Here is a 21,454-nt window from a genome sequence, read left to right as displayed (position 1 = left end):
TTGACCATGATGATTAGTCCGAATTTTGGAGTGAAGCTCGTGGTGCCCACGACAGCGAGCAAGCTCTCGCAGAATTCTCCACTGGTGAACTATGCACTCGACGGTCTGGAACGTTGTTGGCTACCTGAGCACCGCCGGTGGTCGCATATTTACCATCTCGATGGACGCTCTTCGCCTAACGAGTCGGTACCGAGCAGTGACGTATTCTATACCCTCAACGTTCTGCTCGGGATGTCGCGCATCTGCGAAGTGCCAGATGGCATTGACCTGCCTGAAATATTCCATCGTAACGTTCTTCAACTCACGAAGCTTCCGGTGCGCAAATATACCTTCGGTATGGCGCTATGGAGCGGCGCCGAGCTTGGCCTCGAGATACCGGACCCCGTCAAATGCGAGCTGAGAGCCATTCTTGCCGATGAATCCCAGTGGAAGAGCTTCCGTGCCCAGGATCTTGGCATGCTGCTCACGGGGGTAGTGGCCCAGGCGAGGGCGGGGGAGAATGAGTGGTGGCACTACGCCAGGCCGCTTTATCGTTTCTTGAAGGAACGCTTCCACAGCGAGTCGGGATTGTTCTTCGATGCGCCGTTCGGCCTTCGGCGCCGCTTCTCGTCCTTTGCGACGCAGACATATCTCTCGATCGCCTGCTATCAATATGGCGAATTCGCCGGCGAGGCGTCCGCGCTCGTCATGGCCGATACTTGTGTGCGCAATCTTATTGCGCTTCAAGGCCCACAAGGGGAATGGCCCTGGTTTTTCGACGCGATGAGCGGCCGCGTTCTTGATTTCTACGAAGTCTACTCGGTCCATCAATATGGAATGGCTCCGGCACTGCTGGAATGGGCCGAGCGCTTTGGGCAGAGGGGATCGCGGGACGCCCTGGTCAAGGGCTTCAACTGGGTATTTGGCCATAACCAGCTTGGCCAGGCCATGCTCGTGCCCGAGCTGAACCTGACCCTCCGATCGCAGGTTCGCAAGGGTGAATTGACAACAAAGGCGCCGCGGATATTGCGCGCACTGAAGAACGCCTGGACCGGAAACGAGGCGAAGCTGATCGACGGTACTGACGTGGAAGTTAGGCTTGAATGCCGCAGCTACGAACTAGGTTGGATCCTGTGGTCATTTGGCCGGCGCACTGACTTGCCGGAGCTGACCCACAATTGTGCCTTTGGCGGTGCCTGACAGGATTGTTGTTTCGCTAACGATTCCAAGCGACCGCTCGCCGGCCTCGTAGATGTGTGAGCATCGTCATGGCGCGGTGGACCCGGACGGCACACAATACGGCGATAGCTTTGAGGCGGACGCCGGTACCATGTAGGCGATCGCTGGTGAGTACGGTCACAGCGCTTGGCGCGAGGGATGCGAAGACAAGCAACGCTTGCGCGATCCAACGCAATTGCCAACTAGGCTTTCCTTCCGCCATGTTTCGATAGTGCGCGATGTGTCGATCCCATTTGGCGTAGAGCTCTTTGAGAGAGCTCCGGGCCGGATGGAAGACGATCATTTCGGGGATGTATCGGAATCGAAGCCCCGCGCGCAGCGCCCGTTCCCCCCAATCCATATCTTCGGCGACGTCAATGCCTGCAAAGGGGCCGACGCGATCGAAGTCGCGGCGAAATACCGCCATGTTGCCCGTGCCGGAATAGCCGTGGCGCTCGATATAGAGCTTGAAGCGATACGCGAAGACGCTCTCGTATGCCGCAATGGCATCAAGCTCCGCATTTTCCGGCTGCCAGATGCGAACGTCGCCTCCGAGAACGGTGCCTGCCGGCGATAAGGAACACCATTTCATCACGCTGCTCAGCCAAGCCGGATGGGCTCTACAATCGGCATCGATGAAGGCCAGGATCTCGCCATTGGCGGCCGCGACGCCGGCATTGCGCGCCGGACCGGGGCCTGAACGCGGTTCGTACTGCAGCCGTACACCGGGATGACCGGCTACGACGTCCACCGGCGGCGCGGCCGAGCCGTTGTCCACCACGATGATCTCGAATGCGTCCCTACTCAGGGTCTGTGCGTCCAGGCTGCGCAAGCAGGCTTCCAGCGCATCAGGTTGGTTGAGATGGGGGATGATGACGGAAATCATCAGTTAAATCCTTCATTTAATTCTGGCTGGAGGTTTGTCTGCTCATTTGGCGTCGGCCTCGTGTTTTGCCGCAGCATTCGCTCGATTTAAAACTTGCAATTAAATGCCGCGTGCGTATTATCTCAATAATAATGTTAAATGCCAACTTTAAAATTGATCGAATTTTCTAGGAGTTAGGTTCCGATGCGCGCCTCATTTCTGGGATGCCCCGTTGACCTGCTGACGATGGCGGAAACAGTCGATCTGGCCTGCGGTGCCATGCGTAGCCGGCGACGAGTGCAACATGTGGCGCTCAACGTCGCCAAACTGGTCAATATGCGATCGGATCCCGTACTCGCGGCCGACGTTGCCAACAGCGATGTCGTCGGTATCGACGGGATGGGAATTCTTTGGGGCGCGCGAGCGCTGGGACTTCCGGCGGCATCGCGGGTCGCTGGCGTCGATCTCCTTGCCGAGTTGCTCGCGGCATGTGCGCAGGAAGGTTTTAAGCCCTATTTCCTGGGCGCCACTCCCGCGGTTCTGCACCAAGCCCTGCAGGTCGCATGCAAGAGGCATCCTTCACTTGCCTTTGCGGGCTGGCACGACGGTTACTTCAAGCGCGAGGAGGAGAATGACGTCGTCCGTGACATCCAAACCAGTGGGGCTGATTGCCTTTTCATCGGCATGCCGACGCCTCGGAAGGAGCGCTTTCTCGCCGCCCATCGCGACGATCTCGGCGTACCCTTCATCATGGGGGTGGGCGGGGCGTTCGACGTTCTAGCAGGCACCGTGCGGCGCGCGCCGGTGCAGCTTCAGAAGCTCGGTCTCGAATGGCTGTACCGCGTCTATCAAGAGCCGGGCCGGATGTGGTGGCGATACGCCAAGACGAACACGGTGTTTGCGGGCGTCCTAGCGCAAGCAGTCATCAGGCATTTGATTCAGCATGCGCTCGACGCGCCGGGCGCCGTGCCGCCGGGTCCGAGCCGGATCGGAGGTTGAGGCGTGCGCAAGCATTTTTTCATCCTTCTGGGAACACGGCCTGAGGCAATCAAGCTCTTTCCGATCATCAACCGGCTCAAGGCGGAGAAGAGCAAGGATATCTCCCTGACGATCTGTGCGACGGCACAGCATCGACAGTTGCTTGATCAGGTGCTGAAGCTGGCCAAGGTGGTCCCTGACTTCGACCTGAACGTCATGACAGCCAATCAGACGCTGGATCATCTGACCGCTCGGCTGCTCGGGCAGATCGGCGAGCTCCTCGAGAAGGTCAAGCCCACCAGGGTCATCGTCCAAGGCGACACGGCGACAGCCATGGCGGGTGCACTGGCATCCTATTATCACCGCATACCGGTCTCGCACGTCGAGGCGGGACTGCGCAGCGGCGACATCTTCGCGCCGTGGCCCGAAGAGGTGAACCGCAAGATCGTTGGTTCGATCGCCGATCAGCATTTTGCTCCCACAGAGCGTGCCGCGCGCGCGTTACGTTCTGAAAATGTTTCGGATGACCGCATCCACGTCACCGGCAACACGGTGGTGGATGCTCTCATTCTCGCGAAAGCCATGGTCGAATCCGATCCAGGTCTGTCGAGCCGCTGGGACGGCATCAAGCAGCGCCATGGTAATCGACGCATCATCCTGGTGACCTGCCACCGCCGGGAAAACTTCGGAGGCGGCGTCGTCAACATCGTGAACGCGCTGGAGACGATCCTGCGGAGGGAGGACGTTGCTGTGGTGCTTCCCGTGCATCCGAATCCGAACGTCCGCGACCTGTTTGCGTCCCGGCTGTCGGATCACCCGCGCGTCGTTCTTATTTCCCCTCAGGAATACACTGATTTCGTGAGCCTGCTGTCGCTGTCGCATTTGGTCCTGACGGATTCGGGCGGCGTCCAGGAGGAGGCTCCGACCTTCGGTAAACCAGTCCTGGTGATGCGCGATACCACCGAGCGCCCCGAAGGGGTGGAGGCGGGAACGGCACGGCTGGTTGGTGCGAACTACGACAGGATCGTTGGGGAGACCTTTCGCCTGCTCGACGATGACGAGACTTATGCTGCCATGGCGCGTTCGCACAATCCATTCGGTGATGGTCACGCGAGCGAGCGGATTGTGAAGGTTCTCCTCGATGCCTGAATTTCGAAAGATCAATGTCGTTGGACTTGGCTATATTGGGCTGCCCACTGCCGCATTGATTGCGAGCCGAGGGCTGCAGGTGGTCGGCATAGACACCAATGAGCGGATTGTTGAGACGGTTGCATCTGGCAAAATTCACATTGCCGAGCCCGATCTCGACGGTCTCGTCTCCAAGGTCGTGTCGAGTGGCGCTCTGACGACGTCCAGAACGGCACAGCCGGCCGACGTTTTCATCATCGCAGTACCGACGCCGATCGATCGCGAGAGCCGTCCCGACTTGTCGAGCGTGAATGCCGCAGTCGACAACATCGTGGATCTCCTCGCGCCTGGCAATCTTGTCATTCTCGAATCGACATCACCGATTGGGACGACCGAAGCCATCGCAAAGCGGATCGTCGAGCGCAGGCCGGATCTCCGCATCGGAGTGAACGGCAAGGAGGACGGAGCGATCTACGTCGCTTACTGCCCCGAGCGGGTGCTGCCGGGACGGATATTGACCGAGCTTATCAACAATGACAGGTGCATCGGCGGCATCACGCCGACCTGCACCCGGCTCGCTCAACGCTTCTATAAGATGTTCGTTCGCGGTGCTTGCGTCGGCACGACGGCGCGAGCGGCCGAGCTGGTCAAGCTGACGGAAAACGCCTTCCGCGATACCAACATCGCATTTGCCAATGAACTCTCGCTAATTTGCGACAGGTTCGACATCAATGTCTGGGAGGTGATCGATATCGCCAACCGCCACCCTCGCGTGAACGTATTGCGCCCCGGACCGGGAGTGGGTGGGCACTGTATCGCAGTCGACCCTTGGTTCATCATCGACTCTGCCCCCGATCTCGCACGCGTGATGCGAACGAGTCGGGAAGTGAATAACGCCAAGACGCTCAAGATCATCGAGCGCGCAGAGGCGCTGATCGACGATCACCCCTATGCGAGCGTCGCCTGTTGCGGACTGACATTCAAAGCCAACGTCGACGATGTGCGTGAAAGCCCGGCCATGGAGATCGCGACGCATCTCGCGGCGAAATATGGCGAACGAATCAAGGTTGTCGAACCGAATCTGCGACGTCTTCCTCCTCAGTTGGCCGATCATCGTGTCGCGTTCGTGAACATCGATGAAGCTCTGCGCAGTTGCGAAATCGCGGTTCTTCTCGTCGATCATGATGAATTCAAGATGGTGCCGTTGGCGGAACGCCGGCACCTGGACGTCATCGATACGCGCGGCATATGGCAGGATATGCCGGCGCGGACATAAGACATAGAGGCGTAACTCTCAAAAGGGTCGAGGTTAGCATGCAAGATGGCCAGCTGGGAATCGGGGTCGTGGGATATGGCTATTGGGGCCCCAATCTCGTCCGCAATTTTTCGACCAACCCCGCCGCGCGCGTCGTCGCCGTAAGCGATTTGGACCCAGGTAGGCTCGGTGCAATAAAGCAGCTTTACCCGGCGGTGCAGACGACCGCGCGCTATGAGGATCTGCTCAAGAATCCCTCAATCGAGGCAATCGCAATCGCGACGCCGGTGCACACACATTACGAGCTGGCGATGGCGGCTTTGAGGGCCGGCAAGCACGTATTGGTCGAGAAGCCCCTCGCACCGAGCGCGGAGCAGGCCATGCTCCTGATCGAAGAGGCCGACCGGCGCGGATTGACGCTGATGGTCGACCACACCTTCCTCTATACCCCAGCGGTTCAGAAAATTCGTGAGCTACTGCTGAAGAGAGAGCTCGGAGACATCTATTATTACGATAGCACACGCTCGAGCCTGGGCTTGTTTCAAAAAGACGTAAACGTGATCTGGGACTTGGCGGTGCACGATATCTCCATCATCCACCATATCTTCGATGAGGAGCCGGTTGCGGTCTCGGCTACTGGGTCGTGCCATGTTGCAGGCTCGCCGGAGAACATGGCGCATATCACTTTATTCTTTGCCAACGCATGCGTGGCCCACGTGAGCGTCAACTGGCTCTCGCCTGTCAAAGTGCGCCAGACGTTCATTGGCGGCAGCAAGAAGATGATCGTTTACGACGATCTCGAGCCGACCGAAAAGATCAAGGTTTACGACAAGGGAATCACGCTCGATGCGAGCAGCGAGGATGCACACCAATTGCGAATTGGATATCGCGCCGGCGACATGTGGGCTCCGCATATCTCGCCTCAGGAGGCGTTGCAGACGGAAGTCGGGCATTTTGTCGATTGTGTGCGCACCGGTAACCAGCCGATTTCCGGCGGCGTCTCCGCATTGCGTGTGATTGAGGTGCTGGAGGCGGCGTCGCGCTCGATTGCCGCGCAGGGCAAGCCAATCCCCCTCAAGCAACCGCATCTGGTTCGGGAGCGCGCCCGGGCGACGGCCTAAGTCGTGATGCGGGCAGGCACTGCTATCAGCCGAAAGACGACAGTTTCACGATGAATTCGGTCCAACGTTCCATTCTGTTTTCGGCGGCCGATCGCTATGGCAGCCTTGTCCTGTTCGTTGTGGCGACTGCGGTCCTTTCCCGCTTGTTGTCGCCAGCGGAATTCGGAGTCTATGCGGTCGTCAACGCCATCGCACTGGTGATTGCGGCCTCCTTCCAGGAGTTCGGAGGCGGAAATTATCTGATTCAGAAGCGCGACTTGACGGCGGAAGATGTCCGCTCGGCCTTCACCATCACGTTCGTCATTTCGGGCGCAATTGCTGGTCTTCTGTTCCTCGCCGCGGACGGTCTGTCGCAGTTGTTCGCGCAGGACAGCCTCAAGGGAGCCATCGAGGTCTCGGCCCTGAACTTTCTGCTCCTGCCGGTGTCCGGAACGATTTCTGCCTTGCTACGAAGAGACATGAAATTCGGAACGTTGGCCATTTGCAACTTGGTATCTGGTGTGGCGGCGGCTCTGGTCTCGATTGGACTTGCGATAGCAGGGTTGAGCTATATGGCCCCGGTCTGGGGTGGTCTGGCAGGAACCGTGACCCTGACTCTGGCGCTATTGGTAGGCCATCGAGATCCCAGCGCGCTGCGTCCCTCGCTTCTCGCCTACCGCGACGTTGTCAGTTTTGGCCTTTATTCCAGTGGGGTCAGCGTCATCAATATCTTCTACAACTTGGCGCCCCAGCTGTTTTTGGCTAAAATCCTCGACTTTGCATCCGTCGGTCTGTACAGCCGCGCGATCAATTTGACGCAGGTTTTTGACAGGCTTGTCACGCAGGTCCTGAACCCCGTCATCATGCCGGCGATTGTCGCAAGGCGCCAAGCCGGGGAGGACTTGAAGGTCGTTTACCTTGAGTCGATCCAACTGCTTTCCGTCGCGCAATGGCCTTTCCTGGTGTTCGTCGCCTTCATGGCCCGGCCGATCATTGCGATTTGGCTCGGTCCGACCTGGCTGGAGATCGTGCCGCTCGTGCGCCTGCTGTGTATTGCGAACATGGCACTTTTTGCGGCGTGCTTGAGTTATCCGGTCCTCGTCGCCGTTGGAAGCGTTCGGGATGCGTTGATCTCCTCCTTCATCTCGCTACCGCCGTCGCTTCTTGTCGTTCTGGGCGCATCCTTCTTTGGCGTGCAGGCAGTGGCCGGAGCCGCACTCTTGACGCTGCCTTTTCAGGCGGCGGTCGCGATTTACTTTATCAGCCGGCACCTACGCTTCGGGCTAAAGGATCTAGTGCAGGCGCTGATGAGGAGCGTACTCGTGACGGCGGCAACTGCATTCGGCCTCGCCGTCTGTACGGCGTTGATGGCGGCTGGATTGCTGACGCCCCTGGCTGGGCTCGCGTTGGCAACGTGCGCTGCGGCGTTTTGCTGGTGGCTGGGACTGCTACTGACTGGTCACCCCTTGCTGCATCAGCTTCATCAGGCGGTGGCGGGTCTTGCTCGCATTACGCCAAGGCTGCGACTATCGCGTTCGCCCCTGTAAAGCCTTGCAGTTATTCTGGAGACGAGGATGCCGATTACAAGTGATGTACAGCTTGGCCGCGATGTCAGGATCTTTCACCCGGATCTGGTCAATCTTTATGGCTGCACGGTCGGCGACGAGACCAGAATCGGCACTTTCGTCGAAATCCAGGCGGGTGCCACGATCGGAGCACGCTGCAAAATTTCGTCCCATAGCTTCATCTGCGAGGGAATCACGATTGAGGACGAGGTGTTTGTCGGCCATGGGGTGATGTTTACGAACGACAAGCATCCAAGGGCGACCACGGCGGATGGCCGGCCTCAAGGAGCCTCCGATTGGACGTTGCAGCGCACTCGTGTCTGCAGAGGAGCATCCATCGGCTCGAATGCAACAGTTCTGTGCGGTGTAACGATAGGCGCCGGCGCGTCCGTTGGTGCCGGGGCAGTAGTGACCAGGGACGTCCCGCCGGGCGCGATTGTCGCAGGAGTGCCTGCGCGACGGTTATTCGCTGAGGAAGAACCGGTTTTGCGGCGCGAGCGCATTGTTGGGCAAACGCCGTAAACCATTTAGAGCGGCGATCCGCGCACGCATACTTTTATCTTGATTTAATCGAATAATAAATTTAAATAATTTAAATCGCTCAAGCCCCCACCTGAAAGATTTGACCTTGATACCATTTCTGGATTTGAAGGCCCAATACACCCAAATCAAGCCTGAGATCGACGCCGCGGTGGCGCGGGTCATCGGAAGCGCGCATTTCGTGCTCGGTCCCGAGGTGACGGCGTTCGAGGAGCGCTTTGCCGAGTATTGCCAGACCGCTCATTGCCGTGCGGTGAACAGCGGTACGTCGGCACTGCACCTTGCGCTGCTCGCGGCCGGCATTGGCCCGGGCGATGAAGTCATCACGGTTTCGATGACCTTCGTTGCGACGACGGCGGCCATTCTCTACAGCGGTGCCAAACCGGTGTTCGTCGACGTCGATCCCGATACATGGACGATGAATCCTGCCTTGATTGAGGCTGCGATAACGCCACGGACGAAGGCGATCATGCCGGTTCACCTGCATGGACAGATGGCCGACATGGATCCAATCATGTCGATTGCCCGCCGTCATGGTCTGGTCGTCATCGAGGATGCGGCGCAGGCGCACGGTGCGGAATACAAGGGGCGCCGCGCCGGTTCGATCGGCGATCTCGGGTGCTTCAGCTTCTATCCCGGCAAAAATCTTGGCGCGTTTGGCGAGGGTGGGGCAGTCGTAACCAATCAGCCCGATCTCGTGCGCCGCGTGTCGCTGCTGCGGGACTGGGGTCAGGAGGCCAAGTACAAGCACGTTGTTGCCGGATACAATTACCGCATGGACGGCATCCAGGGCGCGGTGCTGAACGTCAAGATGAATCATATTGATTCCTGGACGGACGCGCGCCGTTCGCTCGCCGAGCGATACGATCGATTGTTGTCAGATATTCAATTGGCTTGCCCCCAGCCGCCCCGGTACAGCCGCCACGTCTATCACGTGTATGCCGTCAGGTTGTCGCGGCGCGACGACGCGCTCAGATCGCTGCGGGATGCCGGCATCGACGTCGGGATCCATTATCCGGTTCCGGTTCATCTGCAAAAGGCATACGCCGAGCTTGGCTATCAGCCTGGCGATCTCCCCGTCACGGAGATGCTCGCGAACGAGTTCCTCTCGCTTCCCATCTATCCGGAGCTGTTGCCGGAGCAGGTTGCCGAAGTCGTCTCCACTCTAAAGAGGGTGGCGCCGCTGGAGTTCGCACGGGGTGTTGACCGCGAGCGGGATCAAATTCCAGCAGAGCCCAGCAATAGGAGGGCGTCTTGATCGATCTCAAGGGCAAACGCATTTTGGTTACGGGCGGAGCGGGGTTTATCGGCTCCCATATCGTCGATCAGTTGTGCGACGAAGGCTGCATCGAAATCGTCGCCCTCGACAACATGGTGCGAGGACGGCCGGCGAATCTCAAGCGAGCGCTGGGACGCGGACCGGTGCGGCTGGTCCACGGCGATATACGCGATGGCAAGTTGATGGGAGCCCTGGTTAAGGCGGCCGATATCGTATTTCATCAGGCCGCGCTGCGTATCACGCACTGCGCCGCTGAACCCCGCCTGGCCAAGGAAGTCATGGTGGATGCCACGTTCGATCTGCTTGAGCTCTGCGTCAAGCACGACGTCGAGAAGGTGATCGCAGCGTCTTCCGCATCCGTGTACGGCATGGCGGAGGAGTTTCCTACAACTGAGCGACAGAATCCCTACGACAACCGAACTCTTTATGGCGCGGCAAAGGCGTTCAACGAAGGCCTGCTTCGTACTTTTAACGACATGTACGGCCTTGATTACGTGGCGTTCCGTTACTTCAACGTCTATGGCAGCCGCATGGACATTCACGGGCGCTACACCGAGGTGCTGATCCGCTGGATGGAGCGGCTCGAAGCCGGTTTGCCGCCGGTCATTTTTGGCGATGGCCAACAAACCATGGATTTCGTGCACGTGCGCGACATTGCCCGTGCAAATGTACTGGCAGCCCGGGCAAAGGTGACCGACGAAGTGTTCAACGTGGGTAGCGGTACCGAAACGAGCCTGGCGCAGCTTGCTCAAGCCCTTGCTTCCGTGATGGGCCACCCCAGACTGACGCCCGAGTTCGCGCCGGAGCGCTCGATTAATCCGGTGCCGCGCCGGCTGGCTTCGACTGGAAAAGCGGAACGTCTGCTGGGTTTCCGCACCACTGTCTCGCTTGAGCAGGGGCTTGCAGATCTCGTTAAGTGGTGGCGCGCTGAACGCGAGCTCACTGCTGTGGACCAGGGACAGGCGGCGGCATCATGATACCGATCGCAATGCCACTCCTTGCCGAGGAAGAGGCCGAGGCGGCGCGAGCAGCCGTCCTCTCCGGCTGGGTGTCACAGGGCCCGCAAGTGGCCGCCTTTGAGCGTGAATTTGCCGCTTTCGTCGGTGCGCCTTTTGCATGCGCTGTGTCCAACTGTACGACGGCCCTGCAGCTTGCTCTGGCGGCTCTGGACATCGGACCAGGCGACGAGGTCATCACAGCAAGCCATTCGTTCATAGCAACGGCCAATTCAGTCCGAAATCAGGGTGCCATTCCGATCTTTGTAGACGTCGATCCGGAGACCTACAACATAGACCCGGGCCGGCTAGCGGATGCGATTACTCCGCGCACCCGCGCGATCATCGCGGTTCACCAGATGGGAATGCCCTGCGATCTGGAAGCCCTGACCGCTTTGGCGGATCGGCATGGCGTCACCCTGATCGAGGACGCGGCCTGCGCTGCCGGCAGCGAGATCCAGATCAAGGAGAACTGGGAGCGGATCGGCAAGCCGCACGGACGGATCGCCTGTTTTTCTTTTCATCCCCGCAAGGTGATCACGACCGGCGAGGGCGGGATGCTGACCACTGCGGATGCCGAGCTTGACAGCAAGTTCAGGCTCCTGCGCCAGCACGGGATGAGCGTTCCCGACACGGTGCGGCATGGCTCTTCCCAGGTGATCTTCGAAGAGTACCTTGTTTCCGGTTACAACTACCGGATGACCGACATGCAGGCCGCGATCGGGCGTAAACAGCTGCAGCGGCTGCCGGAACTGGTGGCACGCCGCCGCGCTGTCGCGGCCAGATATACCGAACTGCTTGGCAACCTTGAAGGTTTGAGGCTGCCGGCTGAGCCCAAATGGGCCAGATCCAACTGGCAAAGCTATTGCGTTCGCCTCCCCAACCGTCTCGATCAGCGCTCGGTCATGCAGAATTTGCTTGACCAGGGGATCGCGACGCGTCGCGGCATCATGTGTTCGCATCGCGAACCGCCTTACGCGACGGCGGCGCGGCGCCATGACCTTCGCCACTCAGAACTCTCACAGGATCGTTCGATCCTTCTGCCAATTTACGCGCAGATGAGCGAGGACGATCAAGCGCGGGTCGCGAATGCTTTAATGGAAGAGCTTCGTCCTCGAGTGCAGTCGGTGATCGCGATTTGATTTGATGAACTGAATCAGACCAGATGGCCAAGATCGATATCTTTGTTCCCTGCTACAACTATGGGCGCTTCCTGCGAGCATGTGTAGACAGTGTTCTTGAGCAGTCGGTTCGCGACTTGAGAGTCCTCATCATCGACGATGCGTCGTCTGATGATTCCTTATCGGTAGCCAGGGAATTGGCGCAGGCCGATTCCCGCGTCAGCGTCATCGCGCACCCGGAGAACAGAGGTCACATCCGGACGTACAACGAGGGCATTGAATGGACTGCGGCCGACTATTGCTTGCTGCTGTCCGCGGATGACCTGCTGGTTGGCGGCGCACTCGAGCGGGCCGTGGAAATCATGGACGCGAATCCAGACATCGTTCTAACATACGGAGAATGTGTAGCATGGCATGATGATCTTCCGCTTCCGATCATCGAGCCAATTCAGAAATACACTTGGACGCGCCGTGACCTCCTGAGCGAAATGTGCGCCACCTCAATGAACACCGTTCCAACGCCGACGGCGATCGCTCGAACGCGCGTCCAAAAGGCCATTGGTGGCTACCGGCCGTCGCTCCCGCACGCCGGCGATTTGGAGATGTGGCTTCGTTTCGCGGCAAGTGGCTCGGTCGCGCGTATTAATGCGGTGCAGGCAATCTATCGAAAGCACTCTACCGCGATGTCCAACGCGTATTTTGCTGAAATGACGTCTGACTATCGCCAGTGTCAACTCGCGTTCGAAAGCTTCTTCAATGAATATGAGGATCGTCTTGGTGCCTCGCACGGCTTGAGAAAGCTGTCTAGTCGCGCGTTGGCCGAGCGAGTATTCCGCCACGGGATCGGCTTGCTGCGCCGGGGCCGCGTCAACGACGGCCTCCGCCTCATGCGCCAGGCTATGGCTATGGACCGCAGGCTGCGTTACCTTCCTCCACTCTGGCGAGTGCTGAAGATCCCGGGCGAGGACGGCCGTCGATGGGCTTTGTCCGTCATCAGAAGAATGCCGGGTATGCTGTCAGGGCGGTCGCCTGCAACATCGAAAATTTCGCTTCCGCCCGAACGGCATAGCGGCTGAGGATCGCGCCGATCTGACAAGACAGTCAAGCCGGTTAGCAATGCTCTCTGCGGTTCGGCCCGGAGATGGAATCGGACATGCGCCGAGCACAACCTGATCGGCAATCTCCGCGGGATCGGCAGATCATCCTGCGATTGGTGTTGGCTTGGTCCGTGCCTGCAACGAACGAAGTTGCTTGTGAGTGATCGCCGGCCTTTCAACGAAATGCCAGGACAACGCCGCAGGGACAACGGTCAGGCAAAATCCAAGCGCGAAAGTGCTAAACGGTGAAATGGTAGGCATTGCCGCGATCAGCGCTTGTTGTATGGGAAAAGCGTAAATATAGATGCCATACGAATAATCCGGAGCAGATCTGGTCCACGCGATCCATTCTCCATCGGGAACAAACGCGAGCCACATCGCCGCATATGCAATTGTAATGCTTGCGACGGGAGCAAAAAGGGGCGTTCCAACGCTCGCTATCATCACCGCGAGCAACCCAACAACTACGACGAACTTGAGCGGCAGTCTGTGTCGAAGATCGCTGTAAAGCCCGCCCAGTTGGAAGCACATGGTTAAACGGGCGAGTTCATAGGCCATCGCCAGCTTGCCTTCTGACGGATGGACGCCGCGAATATCGAGGAAAATGAGCGCTAGCGAGCTCGCCAGAATGCCGGCAACCAGGAACCTCATTCGTCTGCCTGGTACCTTAAGGAGGCCAGTCATGCCGATGGCGGCGACGCACACGTAGCAGAAGACCTCATAGCGAAGCGTCCAAAGAGACCCGTTTACGGCTTCATTGGGGTTGTCGACAAACACACCAGGTAGTTCGTATCTTACGGCGATAACACTGAGGCATCCCAACAGATACTGGAGCGTTCGATAGTCAACGATGTACTGAAAAAAGGGCAATGTGGAAAAACTGGCTCCCAACACCAATACAGTGGTGACCAACATCACGAATAGGCCCGGAACGATCCGGAGGAAGCGAGCCCAGAAGAATGATAGTGGGGAAGGATTTCGCTCCCAGCTCGCGAAGATCAGATAGCCGGAAATGACGAAAAAGAGGTTCACCGCATACCAACTCAGCGCCCGGCCGGTGAAGTAAAACGCCCAATCGTGCTGTACCGCGCCCGTAGGAAGCTCGTATCCGTGAGACAGGACGACCAAGCTTGCTGCGATTACTCGCAAGATATTGAAGTTATTTCTGTTACGCGCCTCGAATTTAGATTCGCGGTCCATGTCAAGCTCAGTACCCTTGAAGCGGTGCAGCGATCCTTGGGGCGGACCCGACTTGCATTCGGACGAACGGCCACGAAGGGGCTCTAACTCTATTCTCTTGATGAGCTTGCATCCCGGGCTCAGGCGGTTCATTCGGTTGATCGCACCGGCTTTACGTCAGCGCTTAAGCAGGTCGGCATTAGTTACCTTCGCAAATTAAAACAAAAATGGGCCCAAAAAACAAGGCTTTCATTTATTCTGACTTAATGCTAATTAAAGTGCGATTTTTGAATATTAACGGAAGTGGATTGGTTGGATTTAATTATCGAAGTATTGCGGCGTCCGGGGGGCTTGGAGTGAGCCAAGTCAGCTGGCGCTCAAGCTCAACATCGGGTGCGAGACCAGCGGTGGCTCGGAGCGCGGCAAATGATCATACCATGAGCATTGAAAAAATTTCCCGGTATTGCGGTCGATAGCAGTCATTCCTGGTCGGAAGCCACGTAGGTCATTGGATGAAACTGGAACAGATGCGATGTCCAATCGTGCTCGCTTGTGACAGGCGGTATGCCATGCCACTTGCGACGACCCTCCGATCGATTGTGGAAGCACGCAAAAGCAGCGAACCGTTCGAGTTTCATGTGCTCGTCGACGGTCTTTCCGAGCGCGTTCGAGGAAGGATATTCGATTCCCTTCCGCCTGGCTCCGCGTCGATCCGCTGGATCGAAGTGGACTTGGAGGCGTTCCGGGATTTCTCGACACTTAGCTACATTTCAAGAGCCACCTATGCCCGGCTCCTCATCCCGCGCATCTTCCCGGATACGGTCTCCAGGGTATTGTACCTAGACTCCGATCTCCTCGTGCTCGACGACCTACGGGCGCTGCTGGCAATAGATCTTGAGGGTAAAGTTCTTGGAGCGGTCTTGGACGGTCTAGATTCTGAGCTGAAAAATCAAACAATTCGGCTACCGGTCCCGCGGGTGCGAGATTACTTTAACGGCGGAGTACTTCTGATAGATCTTCGCCAATGGCGAAAGGCGAAGATCTCCGAAGCCGCGCTGGAATATCTCAAGCGTTGTCCTGAATCGCCCTTCTCGGATCAAGACGCACTGAATGTTGCGTGCGATGGTCTTTGGAAAAGACTCGACTCGCGATGGAACTATTTAGCTTACAACGAAAAACTCGACGTCTCCGAGTTAACAGGCGACCACAAACCCAGCATCGTGCATTTCACAACCTGGAAGAAGCCTTGGAAAGCTGAGGCTTCAAATGCGAACGCCGCGTTGTACGACTCCTTTCGAAGCCGCACGCGATTCCCGCGCAGCTCCATGAACAAGATGGAAGACGCCCTGCGAGTCGGTTGGTCCCGGATAAGGGCCTTCCAGGAGACAAGACGAGGCGAACCAGTTCTCTCACGCGATATGGTCGATCGTCAGGTTGGTCCAAGTAGCTTCAAATAGCTGAACAGTTCTTTGTTGATTTGTCGATCATGAGGTTGGCTAATGGCAGTACTCCCAGACAATCGTGACGCTGTAAGGAGTGACGCGCCTCAAGAACCTCTCGTCACGGTTCTGATGTCTGTCTACAACGCCGGGGAATATCTTCGGCCATCGCTCTTGAGCATCGTTAACCAGACATATCGGAATCTGGACATACTGATCATCGATGATGGCAGCACGGATGGCTGCTTCGAGTCAGTTCAAGATCTGTTGGCTGATGAGCGCGTACGCGTCATCCATCAAGAGAACGCCACGAAGCCTGTAGCCTTCAATCGGGCGCTGGATCATATCCGTGGTGAATTCTACGCAATCCAGGACGGCGATGACATCAGTCATCCGATGCGTATAGAGAAGCAGGCCCGAGCACTCGTCAGCAAGCCGCATCTGGCCGCGGTGTTCTGTGGTAACGAGCTTATCATTAACGGGACATTCATGGCTCCGGTGTTTGCGCTGAAGAGCGAGGATGTCTGTCGTGTCGAAATCAACGCGTTTCGCATGCCCGCGCACGATCCCACGGGCATGTTTCGAACGTCGATGGTCGGTCATATGCGGTATGAGCCTTCATTGAAGGTCTGTGAGACATTCGACTACATATTGAGAATCGGGGAGTCGTATCCGATGGTCGTCTTGGGCGAGTGCCTCTACGCCTACCGGATACTTCCAAATTCTTTGACGAGACGTGCGCCAGCCTGGCGCCAGCAGTTTGCGACCGAGGCATTCAGGCGAGCTTGCGATCGACGAGGTCTACGGTTTGAGCAGATATCCGAAGATAGCAAGAGCGCCAACAAGCTGTCCCGCCACAGTTTGCTGGACAACAATATCGCCGCTCACTTCATGACGAGCGTACTGGATCTCTGTCGAGAAAACCGCCGTTTGCTGGCGCTGAAGACGGGCTGGCAGTGTGCCTGCCTGCACCCGGCAGACCCACACTATTACAAGGCGCTGGTTTACGCTCTGATGCCTCCCAGAGCTGCGAGGCGTCTGCGTCGCGCCTTCCCGACGATTTCTTTGGAGGCTAAGAAATGAAGGGCTCATCATCGGCCTGCAGGGTCGAGGGCCAATTGCCGCGGCACCTCGCACTTGCGCGTAGTTTCTGAAGCCTTGGGCATTGGAGGTATTCGCGTTGGCCCGGAAAAGCGTGGAACTCAGTTCGGATTTTCAATTTGGCCATCTGCAGGATCGCCGGCCACGTCAGGCCGGGCGTGCCGCGGGCGGCTCGCTATCAGGGGACGAACTTTACCTAAAGCTCTTATTGGTAACAATTTTTCTGCCCGAGGGCCTTTCGTTCTTCGTCGGTGATTTTCGTCTCTCCGCCGCTCGGGTCATGATTCTATTTTCCAGCATCGTGGCACTGTCACGCTTGTCCCAGCGCATGAGCGCGCGGGAGTCCGTCTGTATTCCATCCGATATTCTGGCTCCGGCCGCAGGCGCTTGGATGATGCTGGCTGCCACCATCACCGATGGCCTCGCAGGCCTCAAGGGAGCTGGTATCGAGGTCATTGAGTTCGTGGGAGCTTATCTAACTTTTCGCTTCCTTCTTGGCTCGCCCGATAGTGCCGTGCGTGTGCTGCGCTTCTCCTGCAAGCTGATGATCGTCGTCGTTTGTATCGCGCTTATCGATCCCCTGTATGACAAGCTGTTCACCTATGAGTTCGTCAAGAGCATCACCGGCTATACGAAGCCCAGCTATGAGAGCGCATTGGCGTCGAGAGCCGAGTCGTTGTTTAGAGACGGGGTCATTCGCGCCATGGGGCCACTGGAGCATTCAATCCTGTTCGGCGCCGTTTGCGTCTGGTTTGGGGTCCTGGCTTTCAGCGTGTTCAGGTCCGGGCTATTCGGCTGGAGCGTCGCAGGCATCGCACTTGTCGGCATTTTGTTTTCGCAGGCGCGGAGTCCGCTGCTGGGCTACGTGATCGGAGTAGGTTTGGCGGTTTTTTACGGTGCAACGCCCGGGTTCACTGCGAGATGGAAAGTTGTCGGATCGTTTGTGACCGTCGCGCTCGTTGCCATCTTCTCCTTCTCTGGAAGTCCTATCGCAACGCTTGTGCGACTTAGCGGAGTAAGTGCGGAGTCAGGCTGGTATCGCCAGGCGATCTGGGACACGGCCGTTCCGGTGGTGCTTGGTTCGCCGCTATTCGGAATTGGTTTGAACGGCGACTGGAACTGGCAGTCACATGGCGGGCTCGTCAGCGCGAGCCTGGACAGCTTCTGGCTCAGTGCCGCGCTGATGTACGGGATTCCTGGAAGCCTCTTGGTTCTCTTGACAATCGTGAGCGCATTCTGGCTTGGCCCGATCGATAGATCGCCGCATCTTTCCCTTGAGGAAAGGCGGCTATCAGTAGCGCTCGGACTGCTTACGACGACCGCCGTTGTTCTGGGGTTCATTGTGCACTTCTGGGGCACTTGCTGGATCCTTCTTGCCGTCTTTGCCGGAATGCGGGCAAACCTCGCCGAAACCGCGATCATGCGGGATAGGGCCGCACGGGCGGCGGAAGCAGAGCCGATCGCGCTCTCAGAAGCCTTTGGTTTCGATGTTCTGGGCGCGCGCAACGCCCACGTGGGACGGAGGAGCCGTTGGCATAGTGTGCCCGTCCGAATGGAGAAGCCATGAAGGTTTCCATCGTAATGCGCACGTACAATCGTGCGCATATTATCGGGGAAGCAATCGAGAGCGCCCTGAGGCAGACGCATGGTGACTTCGAACTCATCGTCGTTGACGATGGATCTTCGGACGGCACGGCCGACGTCGTGAGACGATTTGGAAGCGAGAAGATCCGCTATGTCAGGCATGCGCAGAACCGCGGGGTCAGCGCGGCAGGCAACACGGGCATAGAGGCTGCCACGGGCGATGTGATTGCCCATTTGGATTCAGACGACTTCTGGAAGCCGGAGATGCTTGGCAGCCTTGTCGATGTCTTGGATCGCTATCCTCAGCTCGGCGCAGCCTTCTGTGATGTTGAAGTCGTTCGCGGGAAGGCCGTCTCATCGATCGTATCAAGCATGCGCGCATTTCCTAGCTTGCTTGCGTCGCATGCGCAGCCAAATTCCGACGTTTTTGTCTTCACAAGTCGCGAAATGTACGTCTGTTTGCTCGAGGAAATTCCGATAAAGCCGACTGCAATGCTGATCCGGCGCGACGTTCTCGCGACCTTGGGGGGCTACAAGGAATCGTGGCGCTCAGGAGAGGATTGGGAATTGTATCTCAGAATCTCGAAGCATTATGGATTCGGGTACGTCAATCGCAAGCTTGCGACGATGCGGGTCCTTGATGATTCGACGCTTTCGAGATTCCAGGAACAGGATAAGTCCTCGTTGTTGCAGATGGTCGTCGGCGAAAAGAAGGCTCTCCGAGGTGATCATGAAGCGCGACAGGCGGCAAATCGTGCGATCTCCCGTCACCACAAGGAACTGGGATGGATTTATCTTCATTCGGGCAGGCGGCTCAAGTCCATCTCCACCTACGCTCGGGGATTTGCCGAAACGGGACACCTCCCTCTCATCATGAGAAGCGCCCTGGCTCTCATGCCTCTAAGTCTCAATGCCGGCTTGAAGAAGATGCTGTTGTCCAGTGATCGTCGGCATGCTTGAGAGCGGCCGGAAATAAGGTTGTGATCAGACCGTCGTCTTCCGGAGACCGCCCGCCGATATGGCACTGGTTAAGGGGCGGCGGGTGCAAGACGTAAGTGATGATCGGTCAAGTACCATGTGAATGTAACCGGGCGCTGCGCCAATCCCGGCACGAATCGTCCCCTGTCGAAGGTGTACGGTCGATAGCCGAAATCCGAAACAAAATGCGAAATTTGGTGGGACGCGAAAGCGCACATCAATGCGGGACTGTGCTGCCTCATCGTATGTTGCGAACCCTGCAATATCTCCAACTCGCAACCCTGAGCGTGTACCTTGATCAGAGAGGGAGACATGGCGAAGGAGTCGAGGGTGCGGCATTCCACATGATGCTCCTTCACGACCAATTTGGCATTGTCGAAGCGGTACATGCGGCCAGGGTCGCTCAGCCAGTCCGTCGCTGCTTCGCGGCTTGTCGCCGCCATTCCATCGCACCCCCAATGACCATAGGACGGAACGAAGAAGGTGATGCTGCCGGGGGTGGCCCCCAGCGCGCATCCGAAGACCGAAACCGATGGATCTCGTCTGAAACGGGCTTTGAGCCGCTCGGCTGATCCGGGTTGGGGTTCGAAGGCGGCAATTTCCGATTGAGGTCTGTATCTCCTGAATGCGGAAACGCTTTGCCCCCGATTTGCCCCGATATCGATGATTAGCCCATCCGGCTTGACGGGCCAGATTGCGCCTTCGTACTCGGGCTTCGAGAAATACGCAGCGGTCAGGTCCATAAGCGCAAATCTCGCGCGCGCGACTCCTGGAACCTGCGCGTATGCGAAACGCGCATAAGGTTTCAGATTCATCAGATTCACCGTCATCATTTAAAGTTCTCCGTGCAAATTAAATAATTTAATATATAATTGCAATGGAAGAAATGATGCATGTACTTTCCGGATGGCTCGTAATGGCACTGATTTGCGGTAAATCGACCGATTTCATGAAGACTGGCGGTGGTGCAGTTATTTCGGAGGTAGCCGTTATCATCGTCGGCTTCCGCAACTCGGCGGATATTGCCGCTTGCCTGCATGCCTTGTCGCGTGTGACCTCGGGACCTGCCTTCGATGTGTTCATCTGCGAAAATGGCGGGACCGATGCCTTTCATCGGCTGATGGCCGACTTGTTGGACGAAGAAGGGCCGTGCTGTCGACGGGAGCCCTCCGGCGTTTCGATAGATCTTGCTGCCGGCCGCTTTACTTGGGTTGAGCGGCTCGGTTTCCGGGAAGGGGCTCCTAATGTCTGGATCGGATGTGCCAGCGACAACCTGGGTTATGCCGGAGGCATCAATGCGTGGCTGTCTCAGCTCAGTCGCATGGATGGCTGGCGGGGCATCTGGATATTGAACCCGGATACGGAGCCGACCGAATTGGCTCTTGCCGCGCTCTACGAGCGTGCCGAGTCCGGGCGCAAGGCGATGGTGGGCTGCACAATTCTGGACAGCGACGAAAGCGAGCACGTCAGATTTCGAGGTGGCCTGCAATGGCAAAAGATGGCGGCGCGGGATGTGGCGATCGGGCTTGGAGAGCGTCTCGATGTTTCCTACGACATCGCGGCTGTCGAACGGGCCATGGATAGTCCTTCCGGAGCATCGATGTATGTGACGCGCTGGTGCATCGAGGCGATCGGCCCGATGGATGAAAGCTACTTCCTGTTTTACGAGGATTTGGACTGGGGTATTCGCGCGAAACATCTGGGCTTGGGCTACGCGCGCGACTCCATCGTCGTTCACAAGCGAGGTACGACGACCGGGTCGGCAAGAAGTGCGGCCGCCATACCCAAGCTCTCCGTGTATCTACAGCATCGTAACGGCATCCGCTTCGTGCGCAGGCATTTTCCATGGACGTTGCCGCTTCGGGTGTTGATGTCGCTCTTCCACGCCGCTCGCTTTCTCAGGCGTCAAGCACCAAGAAATTGTTGGGCAGTCCTCCAGGGCGTGTTGGCCGGACTGAGAGGTGAAACGGGAAGGCCGAGTTGGCACCGCGAAGGCCTCGCGAGCGCCGCGGGCGTGCCATCGGAGCTTGGGCCAGCCTGACGTGTTTGGAGC

General features: G+C 57.8%; 19 protein-coding genes. 16 read left to right on the top strand and 3 right to left on the bottom strand.

Annotated elements, in window-relative coordinates; all coding sequences use genetic code 11:
- Positions 1-6: 6 nt before the first annotated feature.
- Positions 7-1,179, top strand: coding sequence for a hypothetical protein (locus NLM27_RS18110; protein WP_254148858.1), 1,173 nt, complete (start codon positions 7-9; stop codon positions 1,177-1,179).
- Between the two features lie 16 nt (positions 1,180-1,195).
- Here NLM27_RS18110 and NLM27_RS18105 read toward each other — a convergent pair whose 3' ends face one another.
- Positions 1,196-2,083, bottom strand: coding sequence for a glycosyltransferase family 2 protein (locus tag NLM27_RS18105; protein WP_254144598.1), 888 nt, complete (start codon positions 2,081-2,083; stop codon positions 1,196-1,198).
- Positions 2,084-2,266: 183 nt separating this feature from the next.
- Here NLM27_RS18105 and NLM27_RS18100 point away from each other — a divergent pair, with 183 nt between their 5' ends.
- The 10 genes from NLM27_RS18100 (at position 2,267) to NLM27_RS18055 (ending at position 13,099) form a co-directional block, all read left to right on the top strand.
- Complete coding sequence (locus tag NLM27_RS18100; RefSeq protein WP_254144597.1) at positions 2,267-3,061, top strand: WecB/TagA/CpsF family glycosyltransferase; 795 nt, start codon at positions 2,267-2,269, stop codon at positions 3,059-3,061.
- 3 nt (positions 3,062-3,064) lie between these two features.
- A complete protein-coding gene (gene wecB / locus NLM27_RS18095; protein ID WP_254144596.1) occupies positions 3,065-4,189 on the top strand; it encodes a non-hydrolyzing UDP-N-acetylglucosamine 2-epimerase in 1,125 nt (374 codons plus the stop codon).
- Positions 4,182-5,444, top strand: coding sequence for a UDP-N-acetyl-D-mannosamine dehydrogenase (gene wecC / locus NLM27_RS18090; protein ID WP_254144595.1), 1,263 nt, complete (start codon positions 4,182-4,184; stop codon positions 5,442-5,444). The genes wecB and wecC overlap by 8 nt, the downstream gene beginning before the upstream one ends.
- 38 nt (positions 5,445-5,482) lie before the next feature.
- Positions 5,483-6,544, top strand: a complete 1,062-nt coding sequence (locus NLM27_RS18085) for a Gfo/Idh/MocA family protein (protein ID WP_254144594.1) — start codon at positions 5,483-5,485, stop codon at positions 6,542-6,544.
- Positions 6,545-6,594: 50 nt separating this feature from the next.
- Positions 6,595-8,070, top strand: a complete 1,476-nt coding sequence (locus tag NLM27_RS18080; protein ID WP_254144593.1) for an oligosaccharide flippase family protein — start codon at positions 6,595-6,597, stop codon at positions 8,068-8,070.
- A 27-nt stretch (positions 8,071-8,097) separates the two neighbouring features.
- Positions 8,098-8,610 (top strand): acyltransferase, encoded by a 513-nt coding sequence (locus tag NLM27_RS18075; RefSeq protein WP_254144592.1) that lies wholly within the window; start codon positions 8,098-8,100, stop codon positions 8,608-8,610.
- Positions 8,611-8,716: 106 nt separating this feature from the next.
- Positions 8,717-9,886, top strand: a complete 1,170-nt coding sequence (locus NLM27_RS18070) for a DegT/DnrJ/EryC1/StrS aminotransferase family protein (protein WP_254144591.1) — start codon at positions 8,717-8,719, stop codon at positions 9,884-9,886.
- Entirely contained in the window at positions 9,883-10,884 is a 1,002-nt protein-coding gene (locus NLM27_RS18065) for an NAD-dependent epimerase/dehydratase family protein (RefSeq protein WP_254144590.1), read from the top strand. The genes NLM27_RS18070 and NLM27_RS18065 overlap by 4 nt, the downstream gene beginning before the upstream one ends.
- Entirely contained in the window at positions 10,881-12,044 is a 1,164-nt protein-coding gene (locus tag NLM27_RS18060) for a DegT/DnrJ/EryC1/StrS aminotransferase family protein (protein ID WP_254144589.1), read from the top strand. Before NLM27_RS18065 ends, NLM27_RS18060 begins: the two co-directional genes overlap by 4 nt.
- A 23-nt stretch (positions 12,045-12,067) precedes the next feature.
- Complete coding sequence (locus NLM27_RS18055; protein ID WP_254144588.1) at positions 12,068-13,099, top strand: glycosyltransferase; 1,032 nt, start codon at positions 12,068-12,070, stop codon at positions 13,097-13,099.
- Between the two features lie 123 nt (positions 13,100-13,222).
- Here the strand turns inward: NLM27_RS18055 and NLM27_RS18050 are convergent, their stop codons facing one another.
- The gene (locus tag NLM27_RS18050; protein ID WP_254144587.1) at positions 13,223-14,320 is read right to left on the bottom strand and encodes an acyltransferase; all 1,098 of its coding nucleotides are present in this window, start codon (positions 14,318-14,320) and stop codon (positions 13,223-13,225) included.
- 491 nt (positions 14,321-14,811) lie between these two features.
- Between NLM27_RS18050 and NLM27_RS18045 the strand changes: the two genes are divergently transcribed.
- The 4 genes from NLM27_RS18045 (at position 14,812) to NLM27_RS18030 (ending at position 19,383) form a co-directional block, all read left to right on the top strand.
- Complete coding sequence (locus NLM27_RS18045; RefSeq protein WP_309144751.1) at positions 14,812-15,756, top strand: glycosyltransferase family 8 protein; 945 nt, start codon at positions 14,812-14,814, stop codon at positions 15,754-15,756.
- A 114-nt stretch (positions 15,757-15,870) separates the two neighbouring features.
- Positions 15,871-16,821, top strand: a complete 951-nt coding sequence (locus NLM27_RS18040) for a glycosyltransferase family A protein (RefSeq protein WP_254144585.1) — start codon at positions 15,871-15,873, stop codon at positions 16,819-16,821.
- 97 nt (positions 16,822-16,918) lie between these two features.
- Complete coding sequence (locus tag NLM27_RS18035) at positions 16,919-18,406, top strand: O-antigen ligase (RefSeq protein WP_254144584.1); 1,488 nt, start codon at positions 16,919-16,921, stop codon at positions 18,404-18,406.
- Positions 18,403-19,383 (top strand): glycosyltransferase, encoded by a 981-nt coding sequence (locus NLM27_RS18030; protein ID WP_254144583.1) that lies wholly within the window; start codon positions 18,403-18,405, stop codon positions 19,381-19,383. The genes NLM27_RS18035 and NLM27_RS18030 overlap by 4 nt, the downstream gene beginning before the upstream one ends.
- A gap of 68 nt (positions 19,384-19,451) precedes the next feature.
- Here NLM27_RS18030 and NLM27_RS18025 read toward each other — a convergent pair whose 3' ends face one another.
- Entirely contained in the window at positions 19,452-20,234 is a 783-nt protein-coding gene (locus tag NLM27_RS18025) for an FkbM family methyltransferase (protein ID WP_254144582.1), read from the bottom strand.
- Positions 20,235-20,317: 83 nt separating this feature from the next.
- On the opposite strand from NLM27_RS18025, the gene NLM27_RS18020 reads away from it, so the two are divergent.
- On the top strand, positions 20,318-21,442 hold the full coding sequence (locus tag NLM27_RS18020; protein WP_254144581.1) for a glycosyltransferase family 2 protein: 1,125 nt from the start codon (positions 20,318-20,320) through the stop codon (positions 21,440-21,442).
- The last annotated feature ends 12 nt before the right edge of the window (positions 21,443-21,454 follow it).

The organism is Bradyrhizobium sp. CCGB12, from assembly GCF_024199845.1.
GTDB lineage: Bacteria > Pseudomonadota > Alphaproteobacteria > Rhizobiales > Xanthobacteraceae > Bradyrhizobium.
This window is presented reverse-complemented; position numbering and strand designations above follow the sequence as displayed.